The following is a 16918-nucleotide window of genomic DNA, read 5'->3' on the forward strand; positions in this document are numbered from 1 at the left end:
TTTTTTAAATAATAGAACTGATGGAGATATGATTTTTTTCTTGTTTTGCAACTTTTTTTTGAAAAGAAAATATCTCATTTAACATAGCTGTATCACGTTTTTTTGATAAAGCTCTTACTAGAAGCACGGAAGCACTTGTGCTAAGAAGAGGGAACTTTTTTTTATCTCCATCTCTATTCATGGATAATATAAAGCCATTTTCTTTATCCTCTTTTGAGTATAACTCTCTTGCATCATCACAAAACTTTTTGATAAGTTTGTCTATTTTATGGATATATTTTTCTTGCTCACTCTCTTTACACTCAATGGCTATAAAAAAATCATCCCCGCCAATATGTGCCTTAAAAAAATCATGTGAGAGATTTTTTTTGAGAATATCAGCAAAAAGCTGTAGCGCTCTATCTCCATTTCTAAATCCATAGGCATCATTAAAAGCTTTAAAATTATCTAAGTCAAAATAGCAAAGGATATAGAAATTTTGATTTGTGCTTACCTCATATAGATACTTCTCTATCATAGAGTTGCCTGGAAGTTTTGTAAGAGGATTTTGCTCTCTTGCATATATGAGATTTTGTTCGTTCATAATGGTTATGATGGCTCTAGCGGATAAAAATCCATGATATTTAGAATTTTTTGTAAGTATGATACCTATGGACTCTGGATTGTTTGAAAAGAGTTCTATTATTGTTGAGATATTGCAATTTATCTCTGTTGTACCGCAAGGTTCTATGAGGTATCTTAGTTTTGATTTTTTTATACTGTAGTTGGACATAAGGGATCTTCCATATGGTGAATAGATAAGCTCTTTTATGGAGTGTTCTTGTAAGATACCAACGGGCTCATAATTTGAATTTACGATAGGAACAGCTCTTGTATGTGGGTTTTTTTGAAAAAAATCAACTATAGTGCTCATATCCATATCCATTGTCAGAGGAGATTGCTTGTCAACAAACTGTTCCATATTACATTCTGGATTTGTCAATCTTTTATCATTTTTTACTAGATTAGTTATGTGTTGGTACTCTTTGCATATTTCATTAGTATCAAGTGTAGGAACTTGTACGAAATAACCTTGTACAAAGTGGCATCCTAAATCTTTGCAGATGAAAAATTCCTCTTTGCTCTCAACCCCCTCAGCTATAACTTTTATGCCAAGTTGTATTGCTAAGTGGGTTATACATCTAGTGATAAGCTTTTTTTTCATATCGTTTTGTATGTTATTTAGGAAAAATCTATCTATTTTAATAACATCTGGAGTTATGTCATATAGCAGTTTGTATCCTGAATATCCAACACCAAAATCATCTATGGCGATACAAAATTTTTCATTTTTATAGTGAGATAGTAACTCCTGAATTCCGTTTGAACTTGATACTTCAAATCTCTCTGATATCTCAAAGCATATATTGTTTTTATTGATATTGTGACTATCAAGAATTTTGCTTGTGTTTCCTTGTTTGTAATTTGGCATTTCAAGAAGTCTGTTATCCAGATTATAAAAAAGCTTTATATTTTCATAATCTTTTATCATCATATATTTTTTGAATGCTTTTTTTCTGAGTTTTAAATCAAAAGAGTAAAGAAGATTATCTTTATAAACTTCATCGAAAAGTTCAAAGATAGAGTTGAATCCAGCCTCTTTATAATTTCTAAGAAGTGCTTCAACGGCAAAAATCTTCCCAGTATTTATATTTAAAATAGGCTGAAAGGCAAAGTCTAAGATTTTAAGATTTTGTATCCATTTTTTTGGCAAACTGTTTTTCATGTCAAAATGTTAGAGTAAGATTGTTTCAAAGAGATTACAAAATTATTGGATATTTTAGCGTTACTAATTTTTGCAAAGATTTTATATTTCATGCTAATTACTTTTTCTAAATCATCCGCTAAAGAAAATATAGATATGATATTTCTTTACTAATTAGAAAAATATCAGGGATAAAATTAATGAACATAGAAGATTTTAATAACGGGCTTTTAGGATTCTTGGACGCTTCGCCGACTCCTTTTCATGCAACGCAAAATATGGCTGGGATGTTTGAAAATGCTGGATTTACAAGGCTTCATGAGGTTCAAAAGTGGAACTTGAAGCAAGGCGAGAAGTACTATGTTACTCGTAATGACTCCTCTATCATCGCTTTTACATATCCAAAAAGTAAAAACTATGTGATGATTGGAGCGCATACCGATTCGCCAAATCTGAAGCTAAAACCAAATCCTGTTATAAAAGAGCATGGAGTTGTAAAGTTTGGGGTTGAGCCTTATGGCGGTGTATTATTGGGCACTTGGTTTGATAGAGACCTCTCTTTGGCTGGGCGTATCTCTTATCTGGATTCACAAAACATGATAAAAGACTCTCTTGTAGATGCTAAAAAATCTATTGCAATTATCCCCTCTCTTGCGATTCATCTTGATCGTGAAGTAAATGAGAAGAAGAGCGTTAATGCACAAACTGATATTTGCCCGATACTCTCAACTAACAAAGAGTTTAAATTTGAGAGCTTTTTAAAAGAGCTTTTAACTAGTAGCGGAGTTAAAGATATAAAAGAGCTTTATGCAAATGAGCTTAGTTTTTATGATACTAAAAATGCCTCTTTTGTTGGGCTTGAGAGTGAGTTTATAGCAAGTGCAAGGCTGGATAATCTTCTTAGCTGTTATGTTGGAATGTTGTCTATTTGCAGTGTTGATGCTCTCTCTCCTATGCTTTTTATCGCAAGTGATCATGAAGAGGTTGGAAGCGAGTCGGCGAGTGGGGCAGGTGGGAGCTTTTTAGAGAGTACTCTAAAGCGGATGTTTAGCGATTTTGAAGAGTATACGCAGATGATTCGTTCCTCAATACTTATAAGTGCGGACAACGCTCATGCAGTGCATCCAAACTTTGCGAGTAAACATGATGCAAACCATGCACCGCTTATAAATGGTGGTGTTGTTATAAAGGTAAATGCAAATCAGCGTTACGCTTCAAGCTCTAAAACGATTTCAAGGTTTATGAATGTTGCCTCATCTTTAGGTGAGCCTATACAAAACTTCGTAACTAGAAGCGATATGGGATGTGGCTCTACCATCGGACCAATAACCGCTTCAAGGATTGGAATTGACACGATAGATATAGGGCTTCCAACTTATGCTATGCACTCCATTCGTGAGCTTTGCGGAAGTTATGATGCTTATAGTCTTTATAAAATTATCTTAGGATTTAGTGAGTAATGTCCGTTATTTCCCCAGAAGAGTTAAATGTTTTAATAGAGCAGACATATAAGGTAGAAAAAGAGTTTAGTGAGCTAAAGGCTTCTTATATACATCTTCAAGATACTGTTGAAGAGGTTGTGGAATTTTTACCAAATGCGATTTGGATTTTAGATAAAAGTGGAGATATTTTTTTACAAAACTCTCAAGCCAAATCACTTGATGAACTTTTTGAACTTTTAGAGTCTAAAAAAAATGATTACGAGGTAACTTTTAACACAAAATCGTATCTTATAAAAAGCTCTTCATATAAAGAAAAAATTATGTTGAGTGCAACAGATATAACAGAGCAAAAAAGAAAAGAAAACCTCGCTACCATGGGGCAAATGGCGGCACATCTATCTCACGAGATACGTAATCCCATAGGCTCTATCTCACTTCTTAGCTCAACGCTAAAAAAAAGAGTAATGCCTGAAAATGTGGCTATTGTAGAAGAGATACAAAAATCAGTTTGCAGAATTGAGCGCATAATAAAAGCGACACTGATGTTTAGCAAGGGTGTTCATGCTAACAAAGCGCCTTTTATGTGGAGTGAGCTTCAAGATGCGCTTAATATGTCTGTTGGATATTATGGTTATACAAAAGAGATAACATTTATTTTCCCAGATAAAAATTTTGAGATAAATGCAGATAGAGATCTGCTAGAGATGCTTTTTTCTAATTTTTTAACAAATGCCATAGACGCCATAGAACTCGATGACGAGGAGAGTGGAGAAGTTGAGATGATTTATGAGAGAGATGATAAATTTCATAAGTTCTATATATATGATAGCGGCATAATGATAGAAAATACAAAAGAGCTTTTTGAGGCATTTAAAAGCACAAAAGTAAAAGGAAATGGTCTTGGGCTAGTGCTTTCACGTCAGATAGCAGAAGCGCATGGCGGAAGTGTGGAACTTCTTGATGGACAGAGAAAAGGTTTTGAGATAAAACTTGCTATTTGACAATTTTTTCTACGTTTTAAAATGATAAAATAAGTTTAAAAAAAAAGGCATAAAATGCAAAAAGAGTTGATAAGTGTTCCAAGAGCAACGCTAGATTTTTACAAATATGAAGAGGATGGGTTAACCATCTATGAGTACGATGCTACAAAGTGTCAACCGCCTGAACCAATGGTAAATACAATGGTGGGATTACCTCTTTTAAAGAGTAAAAACGACAGACTTGTAGGTATATTTTTCCATGAACCGTTTCCTCTTTATGACAGAATTCCTTTAACAATTTCACATGAAGCAAAACAGCTTGATAGCGGAGATTTTAGGATTACGTTTAAGCTAGAAGAGTAAGTTTAGACTTTAGTTTTTGTTTAATCTTCTATTATCTTACTTTTACTAGAATATCCTTTTTAATTTAAGGATATATATGAAGAAACTTCTTTCAATTTTTGGCTCTATGAATGGCATGGTCATTATGATGCTCCTTTTTGCAGCAGCAATTGGCTATGCTACTTTTATAGAAAACGACTACGGTACAATGACTGCAAAAGCAGAGGTGTTTAATGCACTCTGGTTTGAGGTGCTTATGGGACTTCTTGCCATAAATCTTATGATAAACATGTATAAGTTTAAAATGTTTAGCATTAAAAAAGCTCCTATTTTTATCTTCCACCTCTCTTTTTTAATCATTCTTCTTGGCGCTGCAATAACTAGATATGCAGGATACGAAGGTACTATGCACATCCGTGAGGGTGAAGTAGCTACTACTATGATAAGTATGGAAAACTACTTTAACGTCTCCGCTAAAGTAGGCGAGAAAGTTGTTTCATCATCACAAAATCTTTATCTTTCAAAAAAGAGTCATAATACTCTCTCATCAATTTTAGAAATTGATTCAAAAAAAGTAGAAGTTGATTTGACTAACTATATTCCAGATGCAATTGAAACGCTTGAAGATGCGCAAGATGGCGGATTTGAAGCTTTAGATATTATGGTTGCTGCAAATGATTCTAGTGAACCTATTAGACTTAAAAAAGGTGAATCTTATGAAAATGATGAGTTTGCACTAGATTTTGAATCAGGAAAAATATTTTTAAAACCTACTATTTCTATCTTTTCTAAAGATGGTGAAGTATATATGAAACATGACATGACTCTGAAATTTCTTAAAATGGACACTAAAGAGCAGGGTGAAATATCACCAACTCAAGATACTCTCCTAGCACTAAGAACTCTTTTTGGCGTAGAGAGCGGTAACTTTGTTGTTCGTAAATACTACAAACATGCAACAGCTAAAATAGTTTCAAACCCTAATGCTTCAGCTATGAGACCTTCACAAGATGCATTTGTTTTCAATATAAAAGTTGGTGATGTATCACAAGAAGCTATGATTTTCGCACAAGCTGGAAGAATGGCAAAAGAGAACCATTATGATATAAATGGAGTACATGTAGATATTTCATATGGAGCGAAGAGACTTGAGTTGCCTTTTGGAATAAAATTGATAGATTTTCAGCTTGACAGATATCCTGGGTCAATGTCTCCAGCATCTTATGCTAGTGAAGTTGAGCTAGTAGATGAGGAGAAAAATATACATATGCCTTATAGAATTTTTATGAACAATATTTTAGAGCATCGTGGTTACAGATTTTTTCAATCTTCTTACGATCAAGATGAGATGGGAACAGTTCTCTCTGTAAACAATGATCCAGGAACACTGCCATCTTATCTGGGTTATATACTTTTAGGAATTGGTATGTTCTGGTCAATATTTTCAAGAGGTAACAGATTTTCTCAGTTGTCGGAGAGAGCAAGAAAAGCAAGTTCCCAAAAAGCACTTAGCTTATTTTTTGCTCTAGGGCTTCTCTTTAGTGTTGTACCATCACATGCGCAAGATTTAAATCCATCTCTCAAGACAGTTTTGTCATTTGATAAAGAACATGCTAAAAAATTCGGTGAGTTGATTATTCAAGATAGTGGCGGAAGAATGAAACCACTCGATACGCTCTCAACAGAGATAGTTGCAAAGATTCATAAAAAAGCAAATATAAGTATCGGCGAAGATAAATTAAACGCAAATCAAGTTGTTCTTGGAATGATGACAAAGCCAGATATTTATAGAGATTTGAAAATAATCGCTACAAAGAACGAGGCTCTAAATAAAATGATAGGCGCAGAAAATGACGCAAAATATGCCTCTTTTTCACAGTTTTTTACAAGCCCTGAAACATTAGAAGGGTATAAAATAGCAGAAGCTGTAAATGATGCTACACGTAAAGAGCCTAAGCATAGAGACCTTTTTGACAAAGCTGTTTTAGAGGTTGATGAGCGTGTAAATATATCTTACGCAGTATATTCAGGCGCACTTATAAAGATATGGCCTAAACCAAACGATGTAAACAATAAGTGGCATGAGACTATCGATGCACTTCAAACTTTTGATCCAAAGACATCACAAAAAGTTAGAGATATTGCTTTTGAATACTTTACTGCAATAGAGAATGCGCTAAAGAGCGGTGATTGGAGTGGAGCAAATACAGCGATAGACAAAATAGCAAATTATCAAAGCTTTTATGGCTCATCAGTTCTTCCTACTGAAGAGAGAATTAAAGCAGAGATGTTCTATAACAGCGCAAATATCTTTGAGAGAATCTATCCTCTATACTTTTTAATTGGATTTGTTCTTTTAATCGCTAGTTTTATCAAAATATTAAAACCAGCTCTTAAGATAAAACTCTTGTCAAACTTATCTCTACTTTCGTTAACTCTGCTTTTTATAGCTCATACTGTGGGCTTAGGACTTAGATGGTATATCTCTGGTCACGCTCCTTGGTCTGATGGTTATGAGTCTATGATATATATCAGCTGGGCAACTGTTTTAGCTGGTTTCATCTTCTCAAGACGCTCATCTATGACAATGGCTTCAACTGCCGTACTAACTGGACTTATCCTTTTTGTAGCACACTTAAACTGGATGAACCCGCAAGTAACAAACTTAGTTCCAGTTCTAAACTCTTACTGGCTTAGCATACATGTTGCGGTAATTACTGCTAGTTATGGCTTTTTAGGGCTTGGTGCACTTTTAGGATTTATCACTGTTTTACTATTTATATTTAAAACACAAAACAACGACAAGCATATCTCATTATCTATCAAAGAGCTTAACTCAATCAATGAGATGAGTTTAATGATAGGACTTGCATTTTTAACACTTGGTAATTTTATCGGCGGTGTTTGGGCAAATGAGAGTTGGGGTAGATACTGGGGATGGGATCCAAAAGAGACTTGGGCATTAGTTACGATTTTAGTTTATGCTGCTGTTATACACCTTAGATTTATAAAGTCTCTTTATAGTGAGTTTAACTTTAGTGTTATCTCACTTCTATCGTACACATCAGTTATCATGACTTACTTTGGAGTAAATTACTATCTTGCTGGAATGCACTCATACGCAAAAGGCGACCCAGTGCCAATTCCAGACTTTGTTCCAGTAACTTACGCAATTTTATTTATAGCAATAGCAATAGCCTTTAGAAATAGAAAACTAGCCTAAATATTGGCAGTTTTCTGTAATCATTACTGATAAATTATTTTTTACATATTCTTTTGATATAATCGTTTTATTTAGAAAATAGGGCAGTGTATTGATAAATTTAGAGACTCAAGATGTAAATAATCAAAAGATTAAAGAGTTAGAAAAAGTAGAAGAACTTAAACACATCTTTCCTGAAGCTTTTGAAGATTCAAAATTAAATATAGAGAAGTTTAAAAATCTACTTTTTGATGTCAAAGATGAGAAAACTGAGCACTACAGTTTTAACTGGAACGGCAAGCAAGAGTGTTACAAAATCATCAAAGAGAAATCAAATGCAACGCTCAAAGTTGATAATGATAAAAGCATCCTAGATGGAGACAATATTTTCATAGAGGGTGATAATCTTGAAGTGTTAAAACTCCTTCAAAACTCCTACCATAAAAAAATCAAGATGATATACATCGATCCTCCATACAACAAAGACAAAGATTTTGTCTATAGTGACACTTGGGGCGACACCATTACAAACTACCTTATCCAAACAGACCAATTAAGAGATGAGGGTTACACAAGCTCTAAGACTTCAAGTGTAGGCAGACGTCATACAAACTGGCTTAACATGATATATCCACGACTTTGGTTAAGCAGAAATCTGCTCAAAGATGACGGCGTAATCTTTGTAAGCATAGATGATGATGAAGTTGCAAACTTACGAAAAGTTATGGATGAGATTTATGGGGAAGAGAATTTTATTAGTAATGTAATATGGGAAAAAAAGTATAGTCCACAAAATGATGCGAAATGGTTTAGTGATAATCACGACCATATTTTAGTGTACGCAAAAAATAAAGATATTTGGAGACCAAATCTTTTAGCAAGAACAAAAGAACAAAATGACAGGTATAAAAATCCTGATAATGACGCTCGTGGACTTTGGAAATCTAGCGACTTGTCTGTAAAAACTTATTCTGTAAATTATGATTATCCTATAACTACACCATCTGGAAGAATTGTTAATCCACCAAAGAGTAGATGTTGGAGAACATCAAGAGATAAATATGAAGAGTTAGTAAAAGAAAATAGAATTTGGTTTGGAGAAGATGGCAGTGCTACGCCTTCAATAAAAAGATTTTTATCTGAAGTGCAAGATGGGATTGTGCCACTGACAATTTGGAAATATGCAGATGTTGGGCATAACCAAGATGCAGCAAAAGAAATAAGAGAATTATTTGATGGAAATGCTTATTTTGATACACCAAAACCGACAAAATTATTAAAACGAATGTTGCACTTAGGAAGTAGTGACAATGACATTATCCTAGACTTTTTCGCAGGAAGTGGGACAACTGCCAATGCAGTGATGGAGCTAAATCAAGAAGATGAAAAAGATGGAAAAATAGGCAATAGAAAATATATCTTAGTACAACTTCCAGAAGCTACCGATGAGAGTAGTGAAGCCTACAAAGTAGGGTATAAAAAAATAAGCGACATAACAAAAGAGAGAATCAAAAGAGTTATAAAAAAGCTAGACTATAAAGACGGTTTTAAATCATATAAACTTGACAACTCAAATTTTCAAGTTTTTAAAGAGTTGAAAAAAAGACCAAACGATAGTTTTGAAGATATTATGAAGATGTTAAAAATGAGCGTATTCAATGAAAATATCTTAACTCAAGGCGCAAAACAGATAGACATAGTGTATGAAGTAGGACTGAAAAACGGGTTTAGTTTATCGGCTTGTAGCCAAGAGATAAAAAAAGATAAATATAGCTTTATAAGACTATATGAAGAGACAAGAGAATTTTACTTCTGTTTTGATAAAGAGGTAAAAACGGATATACAAGAGTTTATTCCAAAGAGTGCTAAGTTGATTTGCTTTGATAAAGCACTAAGTGATAGCACAAAACTAAATCTAAGAGAAAATTTGGATTTGGAGACTTTATAATGAAACTAACTAAAGAGATAATATTAGCTTTTCTAACGGAACATAAGCAAGAGTTTAAGGAAAAATATTCTGTCGAAAAAATAGGCCTTTTTGGTTCTTATGCAAGAGATGAAGCAAATGAAAATAGTGATATAGACATCATAGTAAAAATGCCATCAAGTTTTGATGCTTATTATGACTTTAAAGAGTTTCTTGAAACATCGCTTCAAAAAAGAGTTGATTTAGGTATGGAAAAAACTATAAGAAGCTTTATAGCTAATGATATTAAAAAAGATATTATCTATGCCTAATAGAGCTGTAGAATTATATATATTGGATATTTTTGTAGCTATTGATAAAATTAAAAGATATACGGCTAAATTTAATAATGGAAGCGATTTGTTGTGTGATGAATTAAGTTGGGATGCAACAATAAGAGAGTTAGAAATTATTGGTGAAGCTACTAAAAATTTGCTTCATAACAATGTTGTCAATGACAAAAAATATAGACGAATAGTTGATTTTAGAAATCAGATAAATCACGGATATTTTGGTATAGATGAAGCTATTGTTTGGGATGTTATAACAAGTAAGATAAATGAATATGAAAATGACTTGAATAATGTAATAGTTGATTTTAAATTAGATATGCTTAGCACTATAAAAGCATTTAAAATAGAAAATAAAAAACAGAAACAGGTTTTATTGTTTTTAGAAGATTTAGAAAAAAAATGCAAATAAAATATCTCAAACAACTACATCAAGAAAAAGCTATAAACTCTATAGTAGATATATTTCAAGGTCAGTCAAAACAAGATAATAGTTTTGATATATTTGACGGTGAAGCAGTTTGTTCCAATGAGCTTTTAATATCTCAAGATGACATACTGAATAATCTACATGTAATACAAAGATTAAATAATATTGAAGAGTCTTTGATGTTGCAAAGTTTGGATTTTTCTATAGAGATGGAAACGGGTACGGGTAAAACTTTTGTATATATCAAAACTATACTAGAGCTATACTCAAAATATGGATGGAGTAAATTTATCATCATAGTGCCATCTATCGCCATAAAAGAGGGGGTTTTGAACTCTTTAGCAAGTATGAAAAGCTACTTTAGGGATGAGTTTAATTTTCCTTATGATTATTTTGAGTATGACTCAAGCAGGTTAGGCACTCTGAAACATTTTATAAGAGATGATAGCCTCCAAATTATGATTATGACGATAGATAGTTTTAAGAGAGCAGGAACTGTACTAAATATGCCGCGAGAAGGATTTGTTGGAACTCCAAAGATGAGTTTACAAAAAACAAATCCTATATTGATACTTGATGAGCCGCAAAATATGGAGAGTGATTTAAGTAAAACTGCATTAAGTGAACTAAATCCACTTTTTACATTAAGATACTCTGCTACTCATAAAAACTACTACAACCTTGTGTATAGTTTAAGCCCCAAAGAAGCACTTGATAACGGGCTTGTAAAACAGATAGATGTTTTGGCTTTGAGTGAAAATCAAACTATAAATGATGTTTATATAAATGTGCAAAAAATTGAGATAGATAAATCTTCAAGAAAACCTGTTGCATCACTTGAACTTATTGTAAAAAACAAGGATGATTTTGTAACAAAGCTTGTAAAAATAAAAGGTGAAGATAGCTTAAGAGATAAAACAAAAAATTCAATATATGAGGGTTTTATAGTCGATGAAATATCTTTTAAAGATATGTATATAAAATTTGAAAATGGTTTAAAACTAGAGATTAATGATATAAACGGACAAGTAAAAAAAGAGATACAAAAACTTCAAATTAGCGAAGCAATCGAGCGTCACATGAAGAGATTTGAAGAGTTAAAGAAAAAAAATATAAAAGTTTTAAGTCTATTTTTTATAGATAAAGTTGCTAATTTTTTAAGTGCTGAAAATGGCTGGATGGAAGAACATTTTATAAGTGAATTTGAAAGACTCAAAGTAGAGTTTGAGAGTTTTAAAAGCATAGATGCCAAAGAAGTGTATGCTTACTACTTTGCAAAGAGAAAAGCTGAATTTGTTGATGAGCTTAAAAATAATGATAGTGATAGAAAACTACAAAAAGATACTTATGATTTGATAATGAAAGATAAAGAAAAACTTCTTAGTTTTGAAGATAATCATAGTTTTATATTTTCACACAGTGCCCTAAAAGAGGGATGGGATAATCCAAATGTGTTTTTTATAACAACGCTAAATGATACAAAAAGCCAGATGAAAAAAAGACAAATTATCGGTCGTGGTGTAAGACTTCCAGTAAACTCAAATGGACAAAGAGTAGAAGATAAAAATATAAATAGACTTACCGTGATAGCAAATGAGAGTTTTGATGAGTTTACAAGAGGATTGCAACAGGAGTACGACATTAGCGGTAATGGAAGCCAATATACTAAGCCAAATAATTTAGCTACGCAAAAATATGCTAAGAGAAAGTATAGTGAAGATGATATAAAAGAGTTTAAAGAACTTTGGGAAAAGCTTAAACAAAAAACTATTTATGAGATAACTTTAGATACAACAAACTACATAGATGAAGTTAGTGAAAAACTAAAAAATATTGAAGTTAGAGAAAAAAAGATTGTAAAGCAGTTTGGAAATATAGAGAGCAGTTTTGATGGATATGTAAGTGAGTCAAAAAGTACTAAAATTGATGTTGAAGAAGAGTTACCAAATATAGTATCTATAATTGAAAAGCATATTGGTCTTTCAAAACAAACTATTATTGCAATATTTGAAAAAGTTGGGATAGAAGAATTTACAAAAGAGTTTATTAAAAATAGTGATTCATATATAAAACAAGCCATTGAAGCTTTTGAGGATGTTATGTTTTCTATGTTAAGTAAAAGCGGATTGGTTTATAAAAAAATAGATGAATATTATGAATTTGCCAATATTTTCCCTGAAGAAATTTCAGGATATAAATTGGAAGATTGTAGAAAAGGGCTTTACGAAGCTGAACAATATGACTCAGATACTGAAAAGAATTTTATAACTTGTGCAGATATTGGAGATTTTAAAATTTTTACAAAGCTACCAAATAAATTTAAAATTAAAACTCCTCTTGGGACATATAATCCAGATTTTGCAGTTGTAAAACTTGATGAGAGTGAAGGAAGTTTTATTGTTGAGACAAAAGGCAGTGATAAAAAAAGAGATTCAAGAGCTAGAGAAGATTGGCAGATAGAGTATGCTAAAAAACATTTTGAACTTATAGGTTTAAAATACAAAGATAGAATTACTAGCTGTAAAGATTTATTAATATAGAAAATAAAAGGTTTATAATTGGAGTTTAAAGGATTTTGTGGAGCAATCCCTTTTTTAGAGTCTATTCGTAAAAACAACACAAAAGAGTTTTTTGAAGCTAATCGTGATGAGTATGAAAGAGTTATCCTAAACCCATCAAAGGCTTTTGTAATCGAGATGGGTGAACATCTCATGGCGTTAGAGCCTCGTGTGACTCCTGAGCCAAAGATAAACAAGTCTCTCTTTAAAATGTATAGAGATATACGCAGAATGGGTGCTAACAAAGAGCCTATGAAGTCAAAAGTAGGCATCATCATACCTCAAGACGGCTGGGATGGTTGCAGACTTCAAAAATCATCTTTTTATATGCATTTTTCTCCAGATGAACTTTTTGTTGCGGTTGGTGTTAGATGGTTTAACAAACCCCTTCTTGACGCTTATCGTGAATATATAAGAGATGAGAGAAGAAGAGTAGAACTTGATAGTTTACTGAAAAAATTAAACTCTATGGGTTATCTAACAATAGAAAAAGGGTACAAAAGATACCCTAGAGGCTTTAGTGAAGATATGCCAAGCGTTGATTTGAGTCTTCAAAAAGGTATGGCAACATACAAAATTTTACCTCCAAAAACGATAGAAGATGGTGCTTTGCTTATAGATACTCTGTATAAAATATATGAGGATATGCTCCCGCTTCAACGCATAGTTTACGAGATAAGCCAAAGAGCAAAAGAGGAGTAGAGATGAAAAAAGAAGCAATTATTTTACTAAATATGGGTGGTCCAAACAATCTCGAAGAGGTTGAAGTTTTTTTAACAAATATGTTTAATGATAAAAACATCATAACAGTAGGAAGCTCACTTCTTAGAAAATTTATAGCTACTATGATAACCTTTAGCAGAACCGAGAAATCACAAGAGATATATAGACAAATCGGTGGTAAATCACCTATTGTAGGGCATACTAAGAGGCTTGTAGAGAAGCTTCAAGATAGAGTAGGAGAAAATGTTATAGTTGATTTTGCTATGCGTTACACTCCACCTTTTGCTTCTGAAGCCATCGAGAGACTTAGTGATAAAAATATAGAAAAAATCTATCTCATCCCGCTCTATCCGCAGTACTCAACAACTACTACAAAATCTTCATTAGAGGATTTTGAGGAGCAGTATCACTTAAGCGGGAGTGATGCAATCTTAGTTGAGATAAAACACTTTTTTAATAACAAGAGCTATAACATGGCTATTTTAGAGCGCATAAAAGAGAGAGTTTCTTCTGAAGAGATTGGTGATTTTGACTTAATATTTTCTGCTCATGGTCTTCCTGTAAAAGTAATAGAGAGAGGCGATGTATATGAGCGCCATGTAGAAAAACATATCTCTATACTAAGTCAGATGATGCAAGATGAGGGGAGTGTTTTTAAAAATATTCACCTAGCGTATCAGTCAAAAGTTGGTCCTATGGAGTGGCTAAAACCTTCACTTGAAGATAAACTGCGTGAGATAAAAAATAGAAAAGTTATAATTTTTCCAATAGCATTTACGATAGATAACTCTGAGACTGACTATGAGCTAGAGATTGAGTACCGCGAAGTTGCTCATGAACTTGGATATGAAGAGTATAGAGTTTGTAGATGCCCAAATGACAGTGATTATTTTGTAGAGGCACTAGTAGAGCTATACGCAAAGATGAGATAAAACACTATGAAAGTAGTTATTTTTGATATGGACGGCACTCTGCTTGACTCCAAAGAGGATATAACAAGCTCTATAAACTACGTTAGAAGTATGAATCATAATCTCCCAGAAGTAAGCCAAGAGTATGTTGTAGAAGCTATCAACATGGAGGTTAGAAACCTCTCAGAACTCTTTTACGAGACGCCTCTTTATGAAGATAGAGATAGAGAGCTTTTTGAGAGCCACTATGAGCGTGAGTGCATTAAAAATGTCTATCTTTATGAGGGCGTAAAAGAGTTATTAAACGAGCTTGTAGCGAGAGATATTAAAATATCAGTTGCTACAAATGCACCAACACAGTTCGCGCTTCGTATGTTAGAACATTTGGGGGTAAAAAATCTCTTTGACATAATCATAGGCGCAGATATGGTTGCAAACTCAAAACCAAGCCCTGAGATGCTTGAATATATACTCAAGCATTATAGATTTGATAAAAAATCTCACAAAGCGTGGATGGTCGGAGACAACTCAAAAGATATACTAAGTGCAAATGCGGCTCAAATTGAGTCTATCTTCGTTACATGGGGCTTTACACCCTTTGCAGAACAAAGAGTAATAGCCAAAAAACCTCTAGATGTACTGGAGATAGTTTTATAAAAATTTATGATAAAATGTTTTGATTTCATCTGAAGGATTGAGAGATGTTTGATATTGATTTATTAGTTGCATTTGCTTTTATGGGGATTCTGTTTTTAAGACAGATTTCGATTATAAAACAGCCAAATAAGATAAACTACGCTCCATTAATGATTGGTATAGGTGCTATTAGCGGTACTATCCATTTTATAGCTCATCCAGAAGCCTCACAATCTCTCCTTGTTTTAAAAGAGAGCCTCTTTCCCATCTTAGTCTCTTTGATTTTATATCTCATAATGAACATTTTGCATCAAACACAACAAGCCCAATATGCCAAAGAAGAGCATGAGTCAACAAAAGAGCTTTTAGCGCAATTTACACAACTTAAAGAGTTTAGCGGTGAGTTAGAAAAAAGAGTGATTTTAAATCAAAATGATGAGAGAGTATCAGAAGAGCATCAAAGAGATAAATTCAAGCATGATATGAAGATGTTGGACTCTATTCTTGAGAATCAAAACCAATTTTTAGAGAATTTTGAGCAGATGAGAGGGTGGTATGAAAATGTCAGTAAATCATTTGAAAAATTTACAGAAGTTCAACTCCCTTCCCTTGATAATGTAGTGCATAAACATATAGATATACTCCGCATAGCAGAACAAGATCACTTTAACAAAGTAAAAGGGACACTCTCAAAAGCGATAGAGAGCAGAGAGGGGATAAAAAATGAGCTAGAAGAGCTAAGAGAGAGCCTTCATGCAATCAGCAATATCTCGCAAACTATCGCAAAAAGCGTAACAAAGCATACTACTGAACAACTCTCAGAAGTCGTAAAGCCATTTGAAAAAGAGATACTATCTCTAAAGTCACATGCAGAGGGAGTAAATACTTCACTATATGAGAGCGAGAGTAAACTCCATAATATTCAAGAGAGAAGTGAACTAATCATGAATCAGATGAATCTCTCTTCTAAGAAGATGAATGAGCTTCAAGCCCAAAATAGTTCACTTCATGATATATATGCGATGATGAGAGATTTGATGAGAGATATTGAGATTATAAAATCTGAGTATGTAAAATCACAATCCCAACTTAGTATTATTGTAGATGATTTTAATGAGATAAGTAAGAATGATAGAGCGGCTTACAAAGAGCAGAGTGATAACTTTTTATCTCTATTAAATAGTGAGATGCAGACACTGCTTCAAAAACTAAACGCACATAAAACAGAGCCAGAAGATGTAACTTCAAATCTGAAATTTTTATCTAAACAGGCACAGCTTAAAAATAGATACTCAGAGTTAGAGAGCTAGATAGATAAGAAAAGGGTAGATTAAAAGCCCTATATATGGCAAAAAGCTATCAATAGGAGCAAGAAGGATAAGAGAGAGTTCATGCGAGAGTTTTTTCTTTGTAAATATCTGCTCTATAAGTAGTATTTTTGTCGCAATGTCGGCAGTTTTTAAAAACAGTAAAATCATCGCGTAGATGTTATACTCGCTAAGCAGAGCAAATCCTATACTAAAATAAAAGGTAGGTTGCATTAGCAAAAAGATAAATATACTCTTTGAGTAGTGTTCGTTCATCTTTATAATCATGCCCATTATACTTGGAGCCTTTTGCCACCAAATCTCGTAGACTTCAAGAAAAACAAAGAGAAGTATGTAGTTTAAAATTAAATCATCTATCATGGTTAA

14 protein-coding genes are annotated in these 16918 nt (G+C 33.0%); 12 read left to right on the forward strand and 2 right to left on the reverse strand.

Going from position 1 to position 16918, the window contains the following annotated elements; translation table 11 throughout:
- Positions 1-4: 4 nt before the first annotated feature.
- Positions 5-1765, reverse strand: coding sequence for a GGDEF domain-containing protein (locus AC6H33_RS05125; protein ID WP_497605883.1), 1761 nt, complete (start codon positions 1763-1765; stop codon positions 5-7).
- 179 nt (positions 1766-1944) lie between these two features.
- Here AC6H33_RS05125 and AC6H33_RS05130 point away from each other — a divergent pair, with 179 nt between their 5' ends.
- The 12 genes from AC6H33_RS05130 (at position 1945) to AC6H33_RS05185 (ending at position 16534) form a co-directional block, all read left to right on the forward strand.
- A complete protein-coding gene (locus tag AC6H33_RS05130; protein ID WP_497605884.1) occupies positions 1945-3204 on the forward strand; it encodes a M18 family aminopeptidase in 1260 nt (419 codons plus the stop codon).
- Positions 3204-4187, forward strand: coding sequence for a sensor histidine kinase (locus tag AC6H33_RS05135; RefSeq protein ID WP_497605885.1), 984 nt, complete (start codon positions 3204-3206; stop codon positions 4185-4187). Before AC6H33_RS05130 ends, AC6H33_RS05135 begins: the two co-directional genes overlap by 1 nt.
- A gap of 54 nt (positions 4188-4241) precedes the next feature.
- A complete protein-coding gene (locus AC6H33_RS05140; RefSeq protein ID WP_497605886.1) occupies positions 4242-4529 on the forward strand; it encodes a hypothetical protein in 288 nt (95 codons plus the stop codon).
- Between the two features lie 76 nt (positions 4530-4605).
- Positions 4606-7731, forward strand: coding sequence for a cytochrome c biogenesis protein (locus AC6H33_RS05145; RefSeq protein ID WP_497605887.1), 3126 nt, complete (start codon positions 4606-4608; stop codon positions 7729-7731).
- A gap of 91 nt (positions 7732-7822) precedes the next feature.
- Entirely contained in the window at positions 7823-9658 is a 1836-nt protein-coding gene (locus AC6H33_RS05150) for a site-specific DNA-methyltransferase (RefSeq protein ID WP_497605888.1), read from the forward strand.
- The gene (locus AC6H33_RS05155) at positions 9658-9948 is read left to right on the forward strand and encodes a nucleotidyltransferase family protein (protein ID WP_497605889.1); all 291 of its coding nucleotides are present in this window, start codon (positions 9658-9660) and stop codon (positions 9946-9948) included. Before AC6H33_RS05150 ends, AC6H33_RS05155 begins: the two co-directional genes overlap by 1 nt.
- Positions 9941-10378 carry a HepT-like ribonuclease domain-containing protein gene (locus AC6H33_RS05160; protein WP_497605890.1) on the forward strand — a complete coding sequence of 146 codons (438 nt, stop codon included), beginning with the start codon at positions 9941-9943 and terminating at the stop codon, positions 10376-10378. Before AC6H33_RS05155 ends, AC6H33_RS05160 begins: the two co-directional genes overlap by 8 nt.
- The gene (locus AC6H33_RS05165) at positions 10369-12936 is read left to right on the forward strand and encodes a restriction endonuclease (protein WP_497605891.1); all 2568 of its coding nucleotides are present in this window, start codon (positions 10369-10371) and stop codon (positions 12934-12936) included. The genes AC6H33_RS05160 and AC6H33_RS05165 overlap by 10 nt, the downstream gene beginning before the upstream one ends.
- Before the next feature lie 18 nt (positions 12937-12954).
- Positions 12955-13656, forward strand: coding sequence for a DUF2461 domain-containing protein (locus tag AC6H33_RS05170; RefSeq protein ID WP_497605892.1), 702 nt, complete (start codon positions 12955-12957; stop codon positions 13654-13656).
- A gap of 2 nt (positions 13657-13658) precedes the next feature.
- Positions 13659-14609 carry a ferrochelatase gene (gene hemH, locus AC6H33_RS05175; protein ID WP_497605893.1) on the forward strand — a complete coding sequence of 317 codons (951 nt, stop codon included), beginning with the start codon at positions 13659-13661 and terminating at the stop codon, positions 14607-14609.
- A 6-nt stretch (positions 14610-14615) separates the two neighbouring features.
- Positions 14616-15245 carry an HAD family hydrolase gene (locus AC6H33_RS05180; protein ID WP_497605894.1) on the forward strand — a complete coding sequence of 210 codons (630 nt, stop codon included), beginning with the start codon at positions 14616-14618 and terminating at the stop codon, positions 15243-15245.
- A 44-nt stretch (positions 15246-15289) separates the two neighbouring features.
- On the forward strand, positions 15290-16534 hold the full coding sequence (locus AC6H33_RS05185) for a hypothetical protein (RefSeq protein WP_497605895.1): 1245 nt from the start codon (positions 15290-15292) through the stop codon (positions 16532-16534).
- Here AC6H33_RS05185 and AC6H33_RS05190 read toward each other — a convergent pair.
- The gene (locus tag AC6H33_RS05190; protein ID WP_497605896.1) at positions 16523-16912 is read right to left on the reverse strand and encodes a hypothetical protein; all 390 of its coding nucleotides are present in this window, start codon (positions 16910-16912) and stop codon (positions 16523-16525) included. The genes AC6H33_RS05185 and AC6H33_RS05190 overlap by 12 nt on opposite strands.
- Positions 16913-16918 lie beyond the last annotated feature (6 nt).

This window comes from Sulfurimonas limnophila, assembly GCF_059705345.1.

Coding starts and splice junctions, on each gene's coding strand:
- AC6H33_RS05165 (WP_497605891.1), top strand. CDS start 10,369: ATGCAAATAAAATATCTCAAACAACTACATCAAGAAAAAGCTATAAAC.
- AC6H33_RS05145 (WP_497605887.1), top strand. CDS start 4,606: ATGAAGAAACTTCTTTCAATTTTTGGCTCTATGAATGGCATGGTCATT.
- AC6H33_RS05155 (WP_497605889.1), top strand. CDS start 9,658: ATGAAACTAACTAAAGAGATAATATTAGCTTTTCTAACGGAACATAAG.
- AC6H33_RS05130 (WP_497605884.1), top strand. CDS start 1,945: ATGAACATAGAAGATTTTAATAACGGGCTTTTAGGATTCTTGGACGCT.
- AC6H33_RS05180 (WP_497605894.1), top strand. CDS start 14,616: ATGAAAGTAGTTATTTTTGATATGGACGGCACTCTGCTTGACTCCAAA.
- hemH (WP_497605893.1), top strand. CDS start 13,659: ATGAAAAAAGAAGCAATTATTTTACTAAATATGGGTGGTCCAAACAAT.
- AC6H33_RS05125 (WP_497605883.1), bottom strand. CDS start 1,765: ATGAAAAACAGTTTGCCAAAAAAATGGATACAAAATCTTAAAATCTTA.
- AC6H33_RS05190 (WP_497605896.1), bottom strand. CDS start 16,912: ATGATAGATGATTTAATTTTAAACTACATACTTCTCTTTGTTTTTCTT.
- AC6H33_RS05160 (WP_497605890.1), top strand. CDS start 9,941: ATGCCTAATAGAGCTGTAGAATTATATATATTGGATATTTTTGTAGCT.
- AC6H33_RS05140 (WP_497605886.1), top strand. CDS start 4,242: ATGCAAAAAGAGTTGATAAGTGTTCCAAGAGCAACGCTAGATTTTTAC.
- AC6H33_RS05185 (WP_497605895.1), top strand. CDS start 15,290: ATGTTTGATATTGATTTATTAGTTGCATTTGCTTTTATGGGGATTCTG.
- AC6H33_RS05135 (WP_497605885.1), top strand. CDS start 3,204: ATGTCCGTTATTTCCCCAGAAGAGTTAAATGTTTTAATAGAGCAGACA.